Here is a 20,573-nt window from a genome sequence, read left to right as displayed (position 1 = left end):
CAGCATTGGCATAATAGTTAAGTTGCCGATTGAGGGACTGTAGTTCAATTGGTTAGAGCACCGCCCTGTCACGGCGGAAGTTGCGGGTTCGAGCCCCGTCAGTCCCGTTAAATACCTATTGTTTACGTTAATGGTCGTGCTTAGAGCAATTGATTGAGATTATTCCAATTGCTCACTAATTGATGCATGGTACTTGATTTAAGTTAAATTAATAAAGCTTTACAAAAAAAAGGATTTGCTGTGACTGTTAGAGTTCGTATTGCACCGAGTCCCACCGGAAGTCTACATATTGGTACAGCGCGAACAGCTGTATTTAACTGGTTATTTGCTCGTCATCATGGTGGTACATTTATCCTGAGAATCGAGGATACAGATGAAGAGCGATCGCGTGCTGAATTCACCGACAATATTTTAGATGGTTTACGCTGGTTAGGTCTAACTTGGGATGAAGGACCATTTTTCCAGTCACAACGCTTGGACATCTATAAGCAAGCAGTACAAAAGTTGCTGGATAAAGGTTTAGCTTATCGCTGCTACACCACTGCTGAGGAATTAGATACCCTCCGAGAACTACAAAAAGCTAAGGGAGACGCACCCCGCTACGATAACCGTCACCGTAACCTCACCCCCCAACAGGAAGCTGCTTTTCAAGCTGAAGGACGTAGTTTTGTTATTCGTTTCCAAATCGACGATGGAAGGGAAATTCGCTGGCATGATTTAGTTAGGGGTGAAATGGTTTGGCAGGGTAGGGACTTGGGTGGGGACATGGTAATTGCCCGCGCTGCTGAAGATGGAGTGGGACAACCGCTGTATAATTTTGCAGTGGTGGTGGATGATATGGATATGGATATCACCCAAGTAATTCGCGGGGAAGATCACATTGCCAACACAGCAAAGCAAATTTTGTTGTATGAAGCATTTGGTGCTAAAGTTCCAGAATTTGCCCATACTCCCCTAATTTTGAACCAAGAAGGACGTAAGTTATCCAAACGAGATGGAGTCACGTCGATTTCTGACTTTCAACAAATGGGCTTCACGCCAGAAGCATTAGTAAATTATATGACATTACTGGGTTGGTCTCCAGTGGATTCTACCCAAGAAATTTTTAGTTTGGCAGGTGCTGCACAGCAATTTGGTTTTGAACGGGTAAATAAAGCTGGAGCAAAATTTGATTGGGCAAAGCTGGACTGGATCAATAGTCAGTATATTCACGCAATGCCAGTTAACAAATTAACAGATATGCTGATTCCTATTTGGGAAGCTGCTGGATATAAGCTGGATGGAAAACGCCATGAACGCGCTTGGTTGGAACAACTAACAGGTCTCATCGGTGCAAGTTTAACACGTTTGACTGACGCAGTGGCAATGACTAAGCCCTTTTTTGGTGATACGATTGAATTTCAACCAGAAGCTACAACCCAGTTACAGCAACCGGGTTCAGTGACTGTGTTAGAGGAGGTTCTAAAAATTCTCGCACAGGGACAAGAACTTACAGAAGCCAGCGCTCAGGATATAATTAAGCAGGTGATGAAAGCTCAAAACCTGAAGAAGGGTGTAGTCATGAAAGCATTACGTTCTGCTATTTCAGGGGAAGTCCATGGACCTGATTTGATTCAATCATGGTTACTGTTAAATCAATTGGGTTTAGATCAACCACGCTTACAGAATGCGATTACCGCACAAGCGAACTTTTAAGTAATTGAGGGTAACTGAAACTAAGTTTATCGTACTCAGTATTCCGTTTCTACCTATTTGCACCATACTTACTGTAGGGGGTTAGCAATGGGCTTTACCCCTACAGGACTCTATTTTCGCATGAAAATAGCTATAAGGTTTATAGCAGTGGACATCTGGGTTAGGACACAAATATTTGTCTAAAAGGGAACAGATAAATGTCCTAATAAAAATCGCTACAGCTATAATTTGGTATTTATTGGGGAACTTAACGCATAATATTGGTGTCATTTACAACACTTAAATGTAATTATGTAATTAAAATGCTGGGCATATTTTTTAACAAAACCTTAAAAATATCGTTGTTATTCACCACATTGATTGTTGCCTCGACAATCAGCACAGCTGTAAATGCACAAGAAACACCACAAATATTTGGTGATATGAAAATTGGGCATAAATTCAACCCCGACCCCTTCACAGTGCGGGGAATGAGTGGAGGTTCTGTATCTGGAAAGCGAATTGCTGGCAGAAGAGATACACTTACAGGTCCCTGTCAAGGTTTTTTTGATCGCAAACCGGATCACACTTTGGAACTGACGGATAAGTTTGAATATTTAAAGCTACAAATTCAAAGTCCGGAAGATACTACTTTAGTCATCAAAGGTCCCGGTGGTAGCTGGTGTAATGACGATTTTGAGGGCAAAAACCCCGGTATTGTGGGTGAATGGCTACCTGGAACTTACCAGATTTGGATTGGTTCCTACAATAAAAATAAATATCTTCCCTACACCCTGCAAATTACAGAGGTGAAGTAGATACAGCAGATTTCGGTTTACTGGATGTGGAGACGAGATATATCCCGTCTCTTTTTGTATTTTTGCCTAAAATTCCACGATTACAGGTGTGTGATCACTGGGTTTCTCAAGCTTTCTTGGTGCTACATCAATGATGCAACTGGTAGCGCGATCGCGTAACTGAGGCGTGAGATAATGATGGTCGATGCGCCAACCCCGGTTCCGATTAAATGCCATTGTCCGGTAGTCCCACCAACTGTAGTTTCCGCTTTCTTGGTTGAATTGGCGAAAAGCATCACTAAAACCTAATTCTAGGATGTTTTTTAAGGCTTCCCTCTCTTTTGGTGATGCCATGATGTGTTGATCGATTTTACTGACGTTCTCATGAATATCTCGATCTTCTAAGGCAATATTAAAGTCACCACACATACAAATATTAGGGGAAGTCAGAAGAAGTTTCTTGAGATATTGCTGTAATATTTCCAACCAACCTAATTTATAGGTATATTTTTCGCTATCAACTTCCGAACCATTGGGAACGTATAAATTCACAATTCTGACATCGTTAATGATACCTGTGATTACCCGTTTTTGTTCATCCCATATTGGTGATATTTCTGATAGAATGCTAGTAAATCCTGTAGTCACATCTGTTAGCGGTTGACGACTCAGCAATGCCACTCCGTTGTAGGATTTTTGACCAGTAATGTAGACGTGATAGCCAATTGTCTCAAAGTGCGATCGCGGGAAGTCTCCATCTACTACTTTGGTTTCCTGTAAGCACAGTACGTCCACAGGGTTTTGATTCAACCAATTAACTACATGTTCAAGACGAGTCCGAACTGAGTTGACATTCCAAGTCGCAATTCTCATTAAATTCTCATTTTATAAATATGGGTAACATCTAAATATCGGACTATTTTCTTCTGTAGACACAAAAGTATATATTTTTTTATATATATTTCTGAATATTTATTACAGATGGTAGGAAAGTTAGACTTTACCCTCAATTTGGCAATTTCAGTTGCTTTAATCAGGATATCAAAAATGTAGGTTTAAATTTCAAGAGAATCTATTTTCTTCTCTTTGTTCTGAGTAAAGCGTTGAGATTCTATGATCCCCTAGATAGATGTAACTCCTCATTTGTGAAGTTAAGCTATTTAGTATGGTTGCTAAAAACCTTTATTTCGCCATGTACTTGTTGAGTTAACCCCTACTTACCTAAATCAAACCCTAAGCATTTCGTTGCTTTGCGTTGTGTCAAGTACGGTTTACCGAAATTCATTGCCATCTGTAAGTCAAGCAAATTGATGTAGACTTCAAATTGTAGGTACAAATGCTCTGTCTGGATAACCGTACCATGAGATTGTTTCTCAAGCTACTAAATTCAAGCTTCCAGTTGATACTAAACATGGAGAGGGCAAGTTTAATATTAATTCAAATGATAAATCGATTGGAGACAGTTTTTGATATTTTTTTCAAAAACATAATTACCCAAAGTTTTGGTATGTCTACTCTACCAATATCACAATTTAAAGTCGCTTTTTAGCAAGTTTGAAATTAACCACATAGTTTAGGATGACATGATTATGAGTATGAGAGCCAGCAATTGTCCCTGCTGCGGCAGTTCTTTTCTTCTGCGTCACGTCCGTAACGGCGAAATCTACTGGTTTTGTCAATCATGCCGACAAGAGGTTTCGCTACTGACTGTTAACCGCACATCCACATCTGGTGTTGAGGTCAGAGGAAAGTCGGTAATTAAGACCCAAGTAGGGTAAAAGCTTGAATTAGTAACAGTCTTGCTCTGGACATGAGCGGGGAAGCACCGCGAAATGGTCGATTAAAGCTTGAGCATTGCTAACTTTAGGGATGAAGTGAGCGTCACAAATGGTTAGTCAAAAAACGATTGAAATTGTCAAGGCAACTGCACCAATTATCAAAGAAAAAGGTGAAGAGATTACCCTGCGAATGTATCAAATTACCTTTGAAGAGCGACCTGACTATAAACGCAGCTTTGAAAATACTTGGATGCAGCACTTAGATGGTGGTGGGCAAGCAGGCAAGTTAGCTGCATCTGTTTATGCTTACGCGACTCACATTGACCGGTTAGATCAGTTGGCTACGGCAGTAGGAAAAATCGCCCATCGTCATGTAGAAGCTCGCATACTACCCGAACAGTATCCATTAATTGGGGAAAAGCTGTTGCAGGCAATGAGAGATGTTTTACAGGATAATGGAACTGATGAAGTAATTGCAGCATGGGCTGAAGCCTATGAAGCTTTAGCAAATATATTTATTCAAGCAGAAAATGCAATTTATCAACAGGAAGATCGAGAGTTAATCGAGCGATTAACCACAGCTAATGAAGCAGATACATCCCGTTATTTAAAGCTTTGATGGGAAAGTGCGATAGCTTGCGCTGTGTGTTGGATGCCAGAATGGCTTTTGTCAGTTCGCTGTTTGATATCAGATAGGTTTTTTGTCCTGTAGTCAGTTTCCTTCAGCCAGCATTTGTTGATGAGCGATTCTGTTTTGAGGTTGGAAAACACTGAATTTGAAGTCAAACAACTTGAGGTGCCGAGGCTAGTGTTAAGAAATCCTTGGACTTGAGGACGTGGAAGCATGTCAAACTGTTTTATAAATTTATAGCTCCACCTGATAGAATCTTGTGGGGCTAATTTATGTATCTACACAACTTTCAGTCCTAAAGTACCTTATACCCTTAGCAATCTACTTAATACATCACAAAACTGGAGGTTAGATCCTTTGCTGGCAGCCTTACTCTACGGTCAAGAAGATTTACGGCTGGAAAATGTTGCCGAACCGACACCTGCACCGGGTGAAGTTGTAATTCAAGTTGGGGTTGCAACTACTTGCGGTACCGATTTGAAAGTGTGGCGGCGTGGTGGTCATGCGAAAATGTTAAAACCACCTACTTTGTTTGGACATGAAGCTGCTGGGGAAATAGTGGCAGTGGGTGCAGGGGTAATTGGTTGGAAAGTTGGGGATAGGGTGGTAGCCAATAATTCTGCTCCCTGCATGAAATGCTTCTATTGTCAACATCAAGAATATTCTTTATGTCCCAACTTAACTTGGAATAATGGGACATTTGCCCAATTTTTGAGGATACCTGCTGCCATCGTTCAGCATAATTTGTTACGAATAGCAGAGGAATTGCCCTACGAGTTAGCGGCAATGACTGAACCTTTAGCCTGTGTGTTACATGGGGTTGCCCGTTCTCATATTAAACATGGTGATCGGGTGGTGGTGTTGGGAGATGGGGCAATTGGGTTGATGTTTGTGGCGAAATTGGCACATGATTGGGCAGCGGAGGTGACACTGTTTGGTGGTAGTGATGAGAGGTTGGAAATTGGGAAAAAGCTTGGTGCTACCAGGGTTTTTAACTATCATCACAACCCAGAAATGGCTGAAATTACCAAAGAATTTACAGATGGCATGGGGGCAGATATAGTGATTGAAGCTACGGGAGTACCCAGTGTGTGGGAAAGCGCGATCGCATGTGCGCGTCCGGGTGCTACTGTAAATCTATTTGGCGGTTGTCCCCGTGATACAACAATCAATGTCAATACCGAACAACTACACTACAGTGAACTGACTTTGAAGGGAGTTTTCCACAACACTCCCCATTATGTTAGGGATGCCCTAGCTTTAATTAGTAGTGGGCGAATTCCTTTAGAATTATTAATAAGTGGTAAAAGAGAGTTGAAAGACCTAGAACAGGTATTCTGTGAGATGCGCGATCGCAAAGTCATCAAAGTAGGGATGATTCCGTGAAATAAAGTCCACTAGATGGAAGTTAGTGGTTTGAGTTAATCAAATTTTCACACATCTATCATACATCCAGTAGATGTGATGGAAATTAAGTCCATTTATAATACCTAAAGCACTGTAGAGATTATATAGTCGCGTTTGTTTTTTTAATCCTTCGACCTATTATCTAGCGATGTGTCGCAATCGCCAAAAATGCTATCAGGGTGGGGCGGTAGAAAACATGATGTACATAGTTCATAATGAAACCGTCCTGAATCCTAATTTGCTTCGTCTCCCCTATTCTAAAATCCTAAAGTTCAGAAAATGCAGCCTACAGATCCAGATAAATTTACTGATAAAGCTTGGGAAGCAGTTGTTAAATCTCAAGATATTGTCCGCGCTTACCAACAACAACAGTTAGATGTAGAACATTTATTACTTGCTACCTTACAACAAGATAACGGTTTAGCTACCAAACTAATTACCCGTGCTGGTGTCGATGCGAACAAACTTCAACAACAGCTAGAAGAGTTTGCGAGCCGCCAGCCAAAGGTGGGAAAATCAGAGCAGCTATACCTTAGTCGGACTTTAGACACGATGCTTGACAAGGCTGAGGAAGCTAGAGTACGGATGAATGATGGGTATATTTCTGTCGAACATATACTTTTAGGCTTTGTGGAAGATGATCGCATCGGACGGAAAATTTGCAAAGCGATGAATTTGGAAACCTCCAAGTTAGAGGCGACAATTAAAGCGGTGCGGGGTAGTCAGAAAGTGACAGATCAAAATCCGGAATCTCGCTACGAAGCTTTGCAGAAATTTGGCACAGATTTGACAGAATCGGCTAAAGCTGGGAAACTCGACCCGGTAATTGGTAGGGATGATGAAATTCGTCGCTTGATTCAGGTGCTATCTCGAAGAAGTAAAAATAACCCAGTTTTGATTGGGGAACCGGGTGTGGGCAAAACAGCGATCGCGGAAGCCCTGGCACAACGTATTATCAATGGTGATGTCCCAGAATCTCTCAAAAATCGTCAATTAATTTCCCTGGATATGGGGAGTTTGATTGCTGGGGCAAAATATCGAGGTGAGTTTGAAGACCGTCTCAAAGCGGTTCTCCGTGAAGTTACGGAATCAAGCGGGCAAATTGTTCTGTTTATTGATGAGTTGCACACAGTTGTAGGTGCAGGTTCTGGACAGCAAGGTTCTATGGATGCGGGAAACCTCCTCAAACCCATGTTAGCTAGGGGTGAACTCCGCTGTATTGGGGCAACTACTTTGGATGAATATCGCAAACATATTGAGAAGGATGCAGCTTTAGAAAGACGTTTCCAACAGGTATTTGTGGATCAACCCACCGTCGAAAATACCATCTCAATTTTACGGGGTTTGAAGGAACGGTATGAAGTTCACCACAACGTCAAAATCTCAGATTCAGCCTTGGTAGCAGCCGCGACACTTTCAGCACGGTACATTGCCGATAGATTTCTCCCTGATAAAGCAATCGACTTAGTTGATGAGGCTGCGGCACAATTGAAAATGGAAATCACCTCCAAACCAGCGGAGTTGGAAACCCTCGATAGACGCTTGATGCAGCTAGAGATGGAAAAACTCTCTTTGTCGAGGGAAGAGAAAACTGCACCCCAAATTAAAGATAAATTAGACCAAATTCAAGTCGAAATTGCCACTTTAACCTTCAAACAGCAAGAATTAAATGGGCAATGGCAAGGTGAAAAACTACTTTTGGAAGCAATCAGCGCACTGAAGCAGGAAGAAGAAAAGCTACGGGTGCAAATCGAACAGGCTGAACGTGCCTATGATTTAAATAAAGCCGCACAGTTGAAGTATGGGAAACTAGAAGGAGTACAACGGGAGCGGGAAGTTAAAGAAGCCCAGTTAATTGAATTACAAGCGACATCTGCCAACCTGCTACGGGAACAAGTCACCGAAGCCGATATTGCCGAAATCGTGGCAAAATGGACGGGAATCCCCGTAAATCGGCTCCTAGAATCGGAAAGACAAAAATTACTGCAACTAGAAAGCCACCTCCATCAACGGGTAATTGGACAGCAGGAAGCCCTAGAAGCCGTATCAGCCGCCATTCGCCGCGCTCGTGCCGGAATGAAAGATCCCAACCGTCCCATCGGTTCCTTCATGTTTATGGGACCAACTGGGGTAGGGAAAACAGAGTTAGCGCGGGCTTTAGCACAGTTTTTGTTTGATGCCGAAGATGCCTTGATTCGTTTAGATATGTCTGAGTATATGGAGAAACACTCAGTATCTCGGTTAGTTGGTGCGCCTCCTGGTTATGTGGGATACGAGGAAGGGGGACAGCTTTCTGAGACTGTTCGCCGCAGACCTTATTCAGTAGTACTTTTAGATGAAGTTGAGAAGGCACACCCAGATGTATTTAATATTCTCTTACAAGTTTTAGATGACGGGAGAATTACTGACTCCCAAGGACGTACAGTAGACTTTCAGAACACCGTCATCGTCATGACAAGTAATATTGGTAGCGAACATATCCTGGATGTTTCCAGCGATGAGAGCCAATATGAGAAAATGAGAACTAGGGTAATGGATGCATTGCGATCGCACTTTCGTCCAGAGTTCCTAAATCGGGTTGATGATTTGATTATTTTCCATCCCCTCAATCGAAGTGAAATGGGAGAAATCGTCAAAATTCAACTCAAACGAGTGGAAAAACTCCTGGGGGAACAAAAAATCAACCTGGAAATATCTCCAGCAGCCTGCGATCACCTGGTGGAAGTCGGGTATGATCCAGTATATGGAGCCAGACCAATTAAACGAGCTATTCAGCGTCAAGTTGAAAATGCGATCGCCACTAAGATTCTGGAAAACGCTTTTATTGCTGGTGACACCATCTTGATTGATAAAAACGATCAGGGTTTATCTTTCCAAAAGAAAATACCAACTAAAACCAATGCAGTGAAAACTTTGGTTCCACTCTTAGAGTCATCGTCTGAAATTTAGTAGATGAAGGTAGAAAGCGATTATTAATCTATGATCCCAAATCCTCTATGGTGTCTCTGTACTACAGCTAAATTCAGTATTTGATTACACTGAATAATCTAAGTATTATAACTTACGTTATTCCCTAATTTCCAACGAAACTGATGTAAATACGATAGACAAAATCGTAAATCGTGAGTATAAATCATGGTAGGGCATGATTTATACCCATTTTTTCATCTATCAAGTTTTTAAAAACCAAATCAATTGCTAATTTAAGATTATATAGCGTTTCCCAAGCAGATGAAGTACAGCAATTGTTATCTAAAGCTGATACCTAAAAGCATATAGATTTTAATTTGTACCTCACCAGACTGAGAAGCGCTATATCTGTCTCCCCTTTTGATGGGGTAGGGTAAAGGAAAATCTACAAAAAATTGTACTTTTCAACACGAAAAGTCCTGTATATAAAAAATCTCTTGAAGAGGAATGCTTCAGCAATTAAATTCCAATTTTATGCTTCTATTAAGTAGCATATCTTGTGCTGGGGTTTAGTGTCTTGCAGTATTTTGCAAGTGGTATACCCCAACCCTTCCCTTGCTAAAGGTGGTGTGTTTTTATCCTTCACCAAGTTAAAATCTGCTGTAACTCTGCAAATGTAGGGGTTATCAGTTATATCCAACATACTGAAGTAAGTAGGCAGGTTTTGAAAATTGTAGTTAAGACAACGTAGTGGTAGCAAGATACATTTATTTCACATCTATTAAAATCACTATAAATGATACATTTAGCTGTCATTGACTACAACAGGTTTAACTTTTTTTAAAATTACTTTTTCTCGGAAATTAAATTATGAAAATTACTGCTTATCCAGCATTTAAAACCAAATACAAAAATCCATATAACTGGCTTTTGTATAATAATATAAAATCTCCCAAGGTGACTGTCGCAGAATTTTCTGCCAAAGATAGCTTACGTGGTGACTACGATATTCTTCACCTTCATTGGGTTGTGGAAACTATTATTCGTCACCCAAATTTAATCCAAGCTTTCTTAAGGGCAATTATGATGTTAATCCTCATAGATTTACTCAGAAAAAAAGGAACTAAAGTTGTTTGGACAATTCACGATGAAAACCCCCATTCAATCATTCATCCACAATTAGGAAATTGGTTTCAAAAACAATTTTTACACCGCCTCGATGGTTATATCAGCTTAAGTGAGTATAGCAATCAATCTATTGAAAAAAATTTACCACATTTGCAAAAAATTCCCCATACAATAGTTCGCCATGGACATTATCGTGATGTTTATCCAAATAAAATTACACCTCAACAAGCACGAGACACTTTAGGAATCACAGAAAAACAAAAAGTGTTACTGTTCTTTGGATATATAGATGTTTATAAAAATGTTCCTCACTTGATTCAGACTTTCCGTGAATTAGCACCACCTGATTGGACATTAGTAATTGCAGGTAAAATTGAACGCGATTCCCTCAAGGATGAAATTATTACAGCTACAAATAATGACTCACAAGTTAAATTATTTCTCGAATATATTCCGGATGAGCAGGTACAATTATATTTTCAAAGTGCAGATTTAGTTGTTTTACCATTTCAAGAAATTTTAAATTCTGGTAGTGCATTACTTTCATTATCCTTTAACCGTCCAATTTTAGTACCAGCTTTGGGTTCAATTCCCGAACTTCAAAACCAAGTCGGAAAAGACTGGGTTAAGATGTACTTTGGTGAATTTAATACTATTAATCTTCAAAGTGGCTTAGATTGGTTTGTTGATACTAAACGTTGTGAAAATACACCAATAGATAATTTGGATTGGCGGATATTAGCAAATCAAACTTTGGAATTTTATCAACAGATTTTAAATCAAAAATAGTACAATTTTCTATTGAATTAAACATGAAATTATGAAATTATACTGAGGCAAGTATGAATTAATCAATCTTACAATATTAGTAAATCAATAGAGAAAAATACAATCAATATCAATACTATTTTATGGCTGCTATCTCAGTAATCATCCCAGTGTTTAATGGTGCAAAAACAATAAAAGCATCTATTGATAGTGTTTTGAATCAAACTTTTACTGATTTTGAACTGATAATTATTAATTCCAGTTCCAATGATGCAACATTAGAAGTTGTTTCCCAAATCTCAGATCCTCGAATACAAGTGTATACTCATCCTCAAGCAAATGTGGCAGTGAATCGAAATATCGGTGCAAAATATGCAACAGGTGAATTTATTACTTTTTTAGATGCAGATGATTTGTGGACACCAGATAAGTTAGTATCTCAATATTATGCATTACGAGAAAAATCCCAAGCAGCAGTTGCTTATAGTTGGACTAACGCGATTGATGAAAATGATAAATTTCTATATAAATGTAGTCATGTTCAATACCAAGGTGATGTATTTTCTCAGTTACTTTTAGATGACTTTATTGGAAGTGGTTCTAATGTCATGATCAGATCATCTATCTTCCACAAATTTGGTGGATTTGATGGACTGCTGACAAATGCCCAAGATACAGATTTATGGATTAGATTGGCTAGCAAATATGAATTTGTTTGTATCTCCAAAGTCCAAATTATGTATCGAGTAACGAGTTCTTCTATGTCATCAAATATCATTGGCTTGGAAAAATCTAATCTCCAAGTAATTGAACGAGCATACAGCTATGAAAAGGCAAAAAAATATCTACATTTAAAGCAATATAGCTTGGCAAATCTCTATAAATATCTTACATATAAGGCACTACTATTATCTCCAGATAAGCATTCTATTAAAACTACATCAATCCTCATATTCAAAGCCATAAAATATGACGTAAAACTTTTATTTAAGCCAGTTTTGTATAAAGCACTTATCAAATTATTTACTATTTCCCTATTACCAAAAAAAATTGCCGAAAACCTTTTAGAAAAATTTCCTATAATTGCAGATACAAGTACACTTTTCGGCTACATCAAAGTCAAATATCCTTAAATGATGAAACTTGCCTATATAACTGAGCATAATGTTTTAAATTCCCAAAAATGGTCAAGGCACAATCAAGGAACTTGCACTGCCAGTAGATATATTGCGGATAATTTTGCTGCTCAAAATACGACAATCAACTATATCGGCTCCTTGGTAGCAAAACACAAAATAATTACTCGTAGTAAGTGGAACTTTTATCGACTTTTATTACAAAAAGATTACTATAGTTGGGCAGAACCTTTAATTTCTCGAAGTTATGCAAAGCAAATTGAAAAAAGGATTTTAGCCTCCAAAGCCGATATTGCTTTGTGTCCACAAAACATTGTTCCTATTGCCTACCTTCAGATTAAACAACCCCTAGTTTTGTGGACAGATGCAACCTTAACTTCCTTAATCAATTTTTATCATCACATGGATAACCTATGCGATGAAAACGTGAGAAATATCTATAAAATGGAAGCCGCAGCCCTAAATAGGTGTAAATTAATTCTATATACATCCGATTGGGCAGCACAGTCAGCAATCCAAACCTATGGAATTAACCCAGATAAAGTTAAAGTAGTACCTTGGGGTGCGAACTTAGAATGCGATCGCACTGCCGCTGAAATAGATAATATTATTAAAGCTAGACCCGTTAGTCCCTGTAAATTACTATTTATTGGTGTTGACTGGATTCGCAAAGGTGGTAAAGTTACCCTAGAAATTGCCAAATTGCTCAACGAAAGCGGTTTACCAACCGAACTAACTATAGTTGGATGCAAACCAATAGTTTCCCAGCCATTACCACATTTTGTCAAAGTAATAGAATTTATTGATAAATCTCAACCTAAAGGAATAGAAAAACTAAATCAATTATTTAGGGAAGCCCATTTTTTAGTACTTCCTAGCCAAGCAGATTGTACCCCCCATGTTTTCGCGGAGGCAAATTCTTTTGGTACCCCCAGCATTGCGACAAATGTGGGAGGAATTGCCACATTAATTCAAGATGACATCAACGGCAAAACTTTTGCCTTAAATGCTGACATCTCTGAATATACTAACTATATTCAGTCAATTATGACCAATTACACCACATACCAAAAACTTGCCCAATCGTCATTTGATCAGTATCAAACCCGTTTAAATTGGCAAGTTGCAACCAACCGTGCAAAACAGTTGATTCAAGATTTGATTTAATTCATCCCATCCCTAAGTCCTTAATTTTCTGGGAAAATTCATCCTTTCAAGTTTGTGGTAGGGAAAACCGAATATTTTCTATGTGGTAATCTACATCAGACAACTAAGGGCAATTACTTCTATTTACCCTTTAAAATTCTCATTTAGAGATCCTCATAAACTTAAAAATCATGCTTGAACAAGGAACCATCAGTATTCATACTGAAAACATTTTCCCAATTATCAAGAAATCTCTATATTCAGATCATCAAATTTTCTTCCGAGAATTGGTATCCAACGCAGTTGATGCAATTCAAAAGTTGAATATGGTATCCCGTGCAGGGGAATATGATGGAGAAATTGGGGAAGCAGAGATTACAATTGCCATTGACAAAGGTAACAAAACCCTATCTATTTCTGATAACGGCATCGGCATGACAGCCGATGAAATCAAGAAATATATCAACCAAGTGGCATTTTCCAGTGCCGAAGAATTCATCACCAAGTACAAAAGTGATTCCGATCAACCAATTATCGGACATTTTGGCTTAGGTTTCTACTCCTCCTTCATGGTGGCAAAAAAAGTAGAAATCGATACCCTATCCTACCAAGCAGGAGCGCAAGCTGTTCACTGGAGTTGTGATGGTTCACCTCAATTCACCTTGGAAGAATCATCCCGCACCACTCGTGGTACCACCATCACCATGTACCTCTTGGAAGAAGAAGAGGAATATCTGGAAGCTGCAAGGGTGAAAAACTTAGTCAAAACCTATTGCGACTTTATGCCAGTTCCCATCAAAATGGATGGCGAAACCCTCAACCGTCAAAAAGCACCTTGGCGAGAATCGGCAAACAACCTCAGTAAAGAAGATTATCTCGAATTTTATCGATACCTGTACCCCTTCCAAGAAGAACCCTTGCTATGGGTACATTTGAATACAGATTATCCCTTCATCATCAACGGGATTATGTATTTTCCCAAACTCCGTCCCGATGTTGATGTCAGTAAAGGGCAAATCAAACTATTTTGTAACCAGGTATTTGTCAGCGATAACGTCGAAGAAATCATTCCCCAGTTTCTTTTACCGATGCGAGGAGTCGTCGATAGTAGTGACATTCCCTTGAATGTATCACGCAGTTCCTTACAAGGCGATCGCACTGTGAAACGAATCGGTGATTATATTGCCAAAAAAGTTGGTGATAGACTCAAAGAACTTTACCGCGATAGCTACGAACAATATATCAGCGCTTGGAAAGACTTGGGAACATTCGTCAAATTTGGTACCCTCAACGACGAGAAATTTAAAAAACAAGTGGAAGATATCATCGTCTTCCAAACCACCTACCAACCCAGTCAAGAAACTACCACAGTACAGGTACAAAGCGAAGATGGAGACGCTTGGGAAGACGTAAATAAAGCCGCGAAACTCCCATTTACCACCCTGAAGGAATATCTCGAACGTAACAAAGAACGTCACGAAAACCGTGTTTTCTACTGCACAGATCCAGCAGCACAGTCAACCTACGTAGAATTACACAAGAGTCAAGGCTTAGAAGTCCTGTATCTCGACTCCTTCATCGATACCTACTTTATCAACTTCCTGGAACAGGAATACAACGATGTTAAATTTACACGGGTAGACTCGGATCTCGATAACACCCTTCTCGACAAAGACAAACCTGCGGAAATAGTTGATCCCACCACCAATAAAACCCGTTCAGAAGTCGTCAAAGAACTGTTTGAAAAAGCCATCAACAAACCTAAAGTCAATATCCGCACAGAATCCCTAAAATCTGATAACCCCCAAGGTACACCCCCAGCAATGGTACTTTTACCAGAAATTATGCGACGTTTGCGGGATATGAGTGCGATGAGTCAACAACAAAGTGCAGAATTCCCAGAAGATCACATTTTAGTTGTGAATACAGCACATCCATTAATTCAGAACCTAGCAAACCTCAGCCAAGGTAGTATAATTCAAGATGGTGGTGATTCACCTAGCGCTCAACTTGCAGGGATGATTTGTCAACACGTCTACGATTTAGCGTTAATGTCCCAAAAAGGTTTTGATGCTGAAGGAATGAAATCGTTTGTAGAACGTTCAAATGAAGTGTTAACCAAGTTGACTGAACAAGCGACAAAGTAACCTAAGCTGGTTCTTTCGCACCCAACATACTTAAAATTCGTTCAACATTATCCAAATCCCCTACCATTCTTCGGATTGGTAGGGGATAAACTTTAACTAAGGTGGGAGTTGCCGATACTTGATTGACTTCCGCTTGTTCCGGATGACTCAGGACATCAATTACCTTTAGGGTATAGGGGTAAGTTAGATATCTTTCTAATAAATCATACAGGGTTTTAAGAATGCGTTCAGTATTGGCACTTTTGCCAGCAACGAATAAACGCAGAACATACGCCTGTACTTTTTCTTGACTTTGTTTAGGTAAAATTACTGAAGACCTGAAACTTGAATGGGAATGTTTCAAATCAGCCCGAACAATCAAATCATGGTCTTCCCACAGTTGGGGGAACGTAGATCTATAGGTTGACATGACAAAGCGATCGCATAAACCATCCTGCCAAGGCGCTGCTTGCCATACGCGATCGCCAGCTTCAAAAATACTGTTTAATAATGCTTGGTGCCGCATTACTGCCGGATAAGCTTCCGCAAACGTCCGTACTTCTTCTGTCCGAGGATCTAACCAGTGATCAATTGTCGCTGTATAATAAGGAACTAAAAAATGAGGTGGTTCAGATAAATCTAAAATTTCTTGTAGAGTCGTACACAAATGTAAATGCCATCGACCCTTTTTACTGGGGTCAATACAATAAATTAAATCTCCTCCAGGTGTAAATAGGGCAATACCTTTAAATAACTGAGGTAGCGGTAACTTTTCTGGCATCAACGGTATTAATTAAGTTAGGAATTAGAAAATAGATTCAGAATGGAAACAATACTTGAGTATGAGATACCAGTAAAAGTAAACTACAGAATCCAGGAGAGTCAAACACTCTTAAATAAAGCCTTTCCCAACTGGCAATTCTCAGCGTGATTTTGCTTCCACTAGTTTTTTCCCTATACCCTTAGCAAAAATGCCCCTAGCAAAAGTGTAGTTGATATTATGCCCACACCCATCACTCTAAACTTCTAATTCCTAACTTGATGTCCCTCACTTCAGCCAGGAAAGTATCAATTATTCCCTACCTCGTAGATATTGTGCCATTTCATTCGGAGTTGGGGACATCTCTAAGGCTGTTTCCTCATTAATGCGTCCTTCCTTATAAAGTTCCAGCAGTGATTGATTCATGGTGGTCATCCCATCAAAACCTGCCTGCTTCATCAACTCGTTAATTTCATCGTATTTCCCATCTTTGATCCAGTCTTTCACCGCATCAGTATTAATGAGAATATCGTGGAAAGCAGCACGCTTACCATCAGTTGTTCGACACAAACCTTGGGCAATAACTGCCACCAATGATTCAGAAACAGCTACCCGCATAGCTTCTTGTTCTTCACCCGCGTAAAGGTTCAGAATCCGTTCAATGGTTTTCACCGCACTATTAGTGTGTAACGTTCCCATCACCAAGTGACCTGTTTGTGCAGCTTTGAGTGCCGTATTTACAGTTTCCTTGTCCCGCATTTCTCCCACCAGAATCACATCTGGATCTTCCCGCAGTGCAGCTTTGAGGGCATTATCAAACTTACGGGTGTGCATTCCCACTTCCCGCTGTTTAATTAAAGCTTTTTTACTTTGATGGACAAATTCCACCGGATCTTCGATGGTAATGATATGACGTGGCATTTCCTTATTCATATAGTCAATCATCGCTGCCAATGTCGTTGACTTACCTGAACCAGTGGGACCAGTAATCAAAATTAGCCCTTTGTGATGATGACAAACATCCCGGAAAACTGTAGGCAAGTTCAACTGTTCCATCGTCAGAATTTTCAAAGGAATCAGCCGCAATACCATCGCATAACCGCGCAGCGAATCAAAAACGTTAATCCGTACCCGTGCAAACTCATATTGAGTCGCACCATCAAATTCTAGATTCTGCTCAAACCGTTTGATTTCTTCCTCAGTCAGAATTTCTTCCAACCAAGCCATAAAAGTTGGTTTATCAGTTTCGGCATAGCTAGTAGTCTCAATTTCACCTCGGTTGCGGAAGCGTGGTGTTTCCCCCACACCCAAATGAATATCCGAAAAACCCTTATCAAATGCTTCTTTGATTAAGTGTTCCATTGTAATCCCAGAAGGATTACTGCGAGGACGCGCACCCATTGGTGGAGGTGTTCCTGGACGATGTGTTGCTGGTGTTGTTGGTAAGGTAGGAACTACCCCTGAACCATTGGTAGCACGCTGACTATTACCCATATCCAGAGTTTGAGTGGCTTGACGTTGAGTACTAACACTCATTCCCGGTGGTGGTGGGGGTGCTGGGGGTATACCACGAGGCATGGTTGGAGTCTGACCGACTGGACGCTGGGATTCGCTCATAAATCTTCCAATTAATTAAGTGGGTAGAACGCTGTTGTCGCTTGCTGATGTTTAGGGTGCTTAGGAGGAGATACTACGCATCTGTAAGTAGCAAATTATTTTTAAATTTGAAACTTTAAATTTAAAGAAGAACTAAAAATTCTACTCATTTACTTGTTTAACATACTTGACACAGTAAATATAATCAGTAATATTTGGTAGATATTAATGTATTAATTAGTTGAATCCGAACCTGTGATTTCCTAATTCACTTAAAATCTGATGAAAAAAAATAACCGCAGGAATATCAGCACTAACTGATGGCAACTCAGCGCAACTCTATCTTGAGGAATAATTATGAGAATGAAGGGGTGTTGTGATAAGAAATGTAAAGCAGGTCAAAAGCCACGACAGACTAAACCGAAAGCTATCAGTTCTCAATCTTCGAGATGCTTTATAAAATAAATCTAAAATTTGAAGGCGGGTTGAAACCACATCTAACCCGACTATTATTATGTGCTTGGCTGTAAAGATTCAAATTCTGGCTTCACCCTAACCCATTCTGCTTAAATACTTCCTCTATAAATTACCTGTTATGCTCTGCGTCCTAATTCTCTTCTGAGTTGAAAATAGATAATTAGCAATACCTTAGCCCCCTCAACTACTCGTCTTTCATCTTTGCTGCTGGTATTTATCCACAATTACAAAAAAATAACTGTAAAGTTTATTAAATAAATGCTCATCTTCGCAAAAGGTTTTTATATACTAAATACATTAAATCGTTGATCCCGATGCGGATCGCTAACGAATTAATCTCGCAACGAAAACATCTGCTTTGTTACTGGGAGGAAAAATCGTGGCTCTGTCTCAAACCTCGAACTTCGGTAAAGCTTATTCTGTACTAATGCTTAAAAGCTTTTTGATTTGGACTTTTACCCTGGCAGTTTGCTTGTTGGTTGTTGGTTTTCCTTTAGTGGTGTTGATGGCTACAGTAGGATGTTTACTATCAGTTGTTCTTCAATCAGTAATGCCTGTTAGTGCAGTATTGTTAGTGGCTGGCGGATTAATTTTGTTTAACGTCTTGGCTGTAGTTTGCGCTGCTGCTATTTTGACTACAAAAGGAATTCATCCCAATGAAGTGAAATGGTTAAGTTGGTTACACGGAGAGGCAGAACAAATGCAGACCACTGTTTTCGCCGCTTGTCCCTTGACTTGTGAAATTAGCGAATAAGTAGCCATCACTACTAGATGTTCAACAAACAGTGCATCTGCCCGGTTCTGCCGGGTTTTTTCATGCTTAGTTAAATTTTTACAATCCATAGGTATGGATTATAGGTTAACCACTGACTAGCAATTATTAAAGAATCCTTTAAAATTACTCGGTGTTCTGGATTGTCACCAAAAATGCAGGAGATTTAGCTATTACTTAACTTCGCAGCACCAAAGGTAGCATTGAACTTGCGACACCAAATTACAGCAGATTTGTAATCAGCTAAGTTGATTTTGTCAGAAATGGCATAACTTTGATCACCACTAAATTTTTTTAAAGGGCTAATTAGAACATAATCTCCCTTTTTTAAAGAATAGTATGGTGGTTTAGTAGAACCGATTACGTTGTCTGAACGATGTAAAACTATAACTAAATCTGGTCCTGAATTGGAAGTTTTGAAAGATTTATCAAGTTCTAAAAATGATTTGCCATTTTTTGTCACAATTTTGGCTGTACCTTGAGTTTTATGTTCTCCAGAGACAAAATTATCAACTTTTTTAATAGATGATTTTTCAGATTTCGCTAACTGAACTGTAGGATTGTTTGGAGAGTTAACAGCAATAGGAGCTTCAGTTGAACTAACTTCTTTGGCGCAACTAATGGTCAGAAATGATGCTAGGCTTAATATTAATAAACTTTTGAGTTTCACGATCTTAGATTCCTTAATAACTTAACTCTAATTTTGTCAGTTGTATATAGTGCCCTGAAAACCAGAGCTTAAAGCTAGATAGGAGCCACTATGCAAGGTAGTAAGATGCAGGTATTAGCTCTAATTAACTTGATTATGACTTGAATAATTAGTGCTTCCGTCCCCACGACAGAAACGCTCAACGGAAATTTTTTCCGAGTCAATCAATAAATACTCTTGCAAAGAGGTTATTTTGAGATAATTAGTAAATTTTTCGCTTCTATCTTTAGCACTGGTACTCTTGAGCGGGTATTAAGCTACTATGAAATACATCATAAGTCTCAAGTATCTGATGAGAAATCAGTCGATCCGGGTAAAGAAATAATAGATTTAGGTAATTTAAATAGTCTTGATAAAAGCCTGGATCACACTAGAGTCATGCGTGCGATTATGGGTGACAACGAGGTTCAAAAGCCAAATTGGAGCAAAATTATTGATGTTGCTCATGAACTAGTTGTTCAACGGGGGATGACTATAGATGATTTAATTAAGCTTTCTTTATCTAATATAGTTAAGGGTAAAAAGACTGATTCAGGCTTTCACTATCTGCCAGAACTAAATATTTCTATACAAGGAGTGAGTGCAAATCTTGCATGGCGTAATGCCTTACACTTGATGGAAAGTACCAAATTGCCAATTGAAATATATTTTGAGTGGCGTGACAAAAAGGATTCAATGCATCCTGGGAAGCGGGGTAAGGTTAGCTGGTGTCCTGAATAGTTGTGAAAATAAAAAATATATATTAAATATATAATTTT

General features: G+C 39.4%; 16 protein-coding genes, 1 tRNA gene and 1 pseudogene. 13 read left to right on the top strand and 5 right to left on the bottom strand.

Features of this window, described 5'->3' with window-relative positions; genetic code table 11:
• The first annotated feature begins 33 nt into the window (after nt 1-33).
• The 3 genes from CAL6303_RS16195 (at nt 34) to CAL6303_RS16185 (ending at nt 2,492) form a co-directional block, all read left to right on the top strand.
• Nucleotides 34-107: transfer RNA gene (locus CAL6303_RS16195), tRNA-Asp, on the top strand.
• A gap of 133 nt (nt 108-240) precedes the next feature.
• Nucleotides 241-1,695, top strand: coding sequence for a glutamate--tRNA ligase (gene gltX / locus CAL6303_RS16190; protein ID WP_015198891.1), 1,455 nt, complete (start codon nt 241-243; stop codon nt 1,693-1,695).
• A 302-nt stretch (nt 1,696-1,997) separates the two neighbouring features.
• Nucleotides 1,998-2,492, top strand: coding sequence for a hypothetical protein (locus CAL6303_RS16185; RefSeq protein WP_015198890.1), 495 nt, complete (start codon nt 1,998-2,000; stop codon nt 2,490-2,492).
• Nucleotides 2,493-2,558: 66 nt separating this feature from the next.
• On the opposite strand, the gene xth is transcribed toward CAL6303_RS16185, so the two are convergent.
• Complete coding sequence (gene xth, locus CAL6303_RS16180) at nt 2,559-3,344, bottom strand: exodeoxyribonuclease III (RefSeq protein ID WP_015198889.1); 786 nt, start codon at nt 3,342-3,344, stop codon at nt 2,559-2,561.
• Between the two features lie 716 nt (nt 3,345-4,060).
• Here xth and CAL6303_RS29370 point away from each other — a divergent pair.
• From CAL6303_RS29370 to htpG, 8 genes are all read left to right on the top strand, one after another.
• A complete protein-coding gene (locus tag CAL6303_RS29370; RefSeq protein ID WP_015198888.1) occupies nt 4,061-4,249 on the top strand; it encodes a hypothetical protein in 189 nt (62 codons plus the stop codon).
• 109 nt (nt 4,250-4,358) lie between these two features.
• Nucleotides 4,359-4,868: a globin domain-containing protein gene (locus CAL6303_RS16170; protein WP_015198887.1), complete on the top strand. Its 510-nt coding sequence runs from the start codon at nt 4,359-4,361 to the stop codon at nt 4,866-4,868.
• A 369-nt stretch (nt 4,869-5,237) separates the two neighbouring features.
• Nucleotides 5,238-6,266, top strand: coding sequence for a zinc-dependent alcohol dehydrogenase (locus tag CAL6303_RS16165; RefSeq protein ID WP_015198886.1), 1,029 nt, complete (start codon nt 5,238-5,240; stop codon nt 6,264-6,266).
• A 300-nt stretch (nt 6,267-6,566) separates the two neighbouring features.
• Nucleotides 6,567-9,236 carry an ATP-dependent chaperone ClpB gene (gene clpB, locus CAL6303_RS16160; RefSeq protein ID WP_015198885.1) on the top strand — a complete coding sequence of 890 codons (2,670 nt, stop codon included), beginning with the start codon at nt 6,567-6,569 and terminating at the stop codon, nt 9,234-9,236.
• Between the two features lie 831 nt (nt 9,237-10,067).
• On the top strand, nt 10,068-11,114 hold the full coding sequence (locus tag CAL6303_RS16155; RefSeq protein ID WP_015198884.1) for a glycosyltransferase: 1,047 nt from the start codon (nt 10,068-10,070) through the stop codon (nt 11,112-11,114).
• Between the two features lie 122 nt (nt 11,115-11,236).
• Nucleotides 11,237-12,226, top strand: coding sequence for a glycosyltransferase family 2 protein (locus CAL6303_RS16150; protein ID WP_015198883.1), 990 nt, complete (start codon nt 11,237-11,239; stop codon nt 12,224-12,226).
• A gap of 3 nt (nt 12,227-12,229) precedes the next feature.
• Nucleotides 12,230-13,396 carry a glycosyltransferase family 4 protein gene (locus CAL6303_RS16145; protein WP_041740675.1) on the top strand — a complete coding sequence of 389 codons (1,167 nt, stop codon included), beginning with the start codon at nt 12,230-12,232 and terminating at the stop codon, nt 13,394-13,396.
• 170 nt (nt 13,397-13,566) lie between these two features.
• The gene (htpG, locus tag CAL6303_RS16140) at nt 13,567-15,522 is read left to right on the top strand and encodes a molecular chaperone HtpG (protein WP_015198881.1); all 1,956 of its coding nucleotides are present in this window, start codon (nt 13,567-13,569) and stop codon (nt 15,520-15,522) included.
• A gap of 1 nt (nt 15,523) precedes the next feature.
• On the opposite strand, the gene CAL6303_RS16135 is transcribed toward htpG, so the two are convergent.
• Both CAL6303_RS16135 and CAL6303_RS16130 read right to left on the bottom strand, forming a co-directional pair.
• Nucleotides 15,524-16,282: a circadian clock KaiB family protein gene (locus CAL6303_RS16135; RefSeq protein WP_015198880.1), complete on the bottom strand. Its 759-nt coding sequence runs from the start codon at nt 16,280-16,282 to the stop codon at nt 15,524-15,526.
• A gap of 291 nt (nt 16,283-16,573) precedes the next feature.
• Nucleotides 16,574-17,878: a type IV pilus twitching motility protein PilT gene (locus tag CAL6303_RS16130; RefSeq protein WP_015198879.1), complete on the bottom strand. Its 1,305-nt coding sequence runs from the start codon at nt 17,876-17,878 to the stop codon at nt 16,574-16,576.
• An 835-nt stretch (nt 17,879-18,713) separates the two neighbouring features.
• Between CAL6303_RS16130 and CAL6303_RS16125 the strand changes: the two genes are divergently transcribed.
• Complete coding sequence (locus CAL6303_RS16125) at nt 18,714-19,088, top strand: hypothetical protein (protein ID WP_015198878.1); 375 nt, start codon at nt 18,714-18,716, stop codon at nt 19,086-19,088.
• 184 nt (nt 19,089-19,272) lie between these two features.
• On the opposite strand, the gene CAL6303_RS16120 is transcribed toward CAL6303_RS16125, so the two are convergent.
• Nucleotides 19,273-19,776 carry a DM13 domain-containing protein gene (locus CAL6303_RS16120; RefSeq protein WP_015198877.1) on the bottom strand — a complete coding sequence of 168 codons (504 nt, stop codon included), beginning with the start codon at nt 19,774-19,776 and terminating at the stop codon, nt 19,273-19,275.
• Nucleotides 19,777-19,932: 156 nt separating this feature from the next.
• Nucleotides 19,933-20,052: pseudogene (locus CAL6303_RS29365) on the bottom strand (Uma2 family endonuclease); the annotation flags it as partial.
• On the opposite strand from CAL6303_RS29365, the gene CAL6303_RS16115 reads away from it, so the two are divergent.
• Complete coding sequence (locus CAL6303_RS16115) at nt 20,014-20,535, top strand: T4SS efffector SepA family protein (protein ID WP_415748905.1); 522 nt, start codon at nt 20,014-20,016, stop codon at nt 20,533-20,535. The pseudogene CAL6303_RS29365 and the gene CAL6303_RS16115 sit on opposite strands and share 39 nt — an antisense overlap.
• Nucleotides 20,536-20,573 lie beyond the last annotated feature (38 nt).

Source organism: Calothrix sp. PCC 6303, from assembly GCF_000317435.1.
GTDB lineage: Bacteria > Cyanobacteriota > Cyanobacteriia > Cyanobacteriales > Nostocaceae > PCC-6303.
The sequence above is the reverse complement of the archived record's forward strand: the minus strand, read 5'-3'. Positions and strand labels throughout refer to the sequence as shown.

Bases quoted from the DNA above. Each gene is read 5' to 3' on its own strand.
- CAL6303_RS16185 (WP_015198890.1), top strand. From the start codon at position 1,998: ATGCTGGGCATATTTTTTAACAAAACCTTAAAAATATCGTTGTTATTC.
- xth (WP_015198889.1), bottom strand. From the start codon at position 3,344: ATGAGAATTGCGACTTGGAATGTCAACTCAGTTCGGACTCGTCTTGAA.
- CAL6303_RS29370 (WP_015198888.1), top strand. From the start codon at position 4,061: ATGAGTATGAGAGCCAGCAATTGTCCCTGCTGCGGCAGTTCTTTTCTT.
- CAL6303_RS16170 (WP_015198887.1), top strand. From the start codon at position 4,359: ATGGTTAGTCAAAAAACGATTGAAATTGTCAAGGCAACTGCACCAATT.
- clpB (WP_015198885.1), top strand. From the start codon at position 6,567: ATGCAGCCTACAGATCCAGATAAATTTACTGATAAAGCTTGGGAAGCA.
- CAL6303_RS16155 (WP_015198884.1), top strand. From the start codon at position 10,068: ATGAAAATTACTGCTTATCCAGCATTTAAAACCAAATACAAAAATCCA.
- CAL6303_RS16150 (WP_015198883.1), top strand. From the start codon at position 11,237: ATGGCTGCTATCTCAGTAATCATCCCAGTGTTTAATGGTGCAAAAACA.
- CAL6303_RS16145 (WP_041740675.1), top strand. From the start codon at position 12,230: ATGAAACTTGCCTATATAACTGAGCATAATGTTTTAAATTCCCAAAAA.
- htpG (WP_015198881.1), top strand. From the start codon at position 13,567: ATGCTTGAACAAGGAACCATCAGTATTCATACTGAAAACATTTTCCCA.
- CAL6303_RS16135 (WP_015198880.1), bottom strand. From the start codon at position 16,282: ATGCCAGAAAAGTTACCGCTACCTCAGTTATTTAAAGGTATTGCCCTA.
- CAL6303_RS16130 (WP_015198879.1), bottom strand. From the start codon at position 17,878: ATGAGCGAATCCCAGCGTCCAGTCGGTCAGACTCCAACCATGCCTCGT.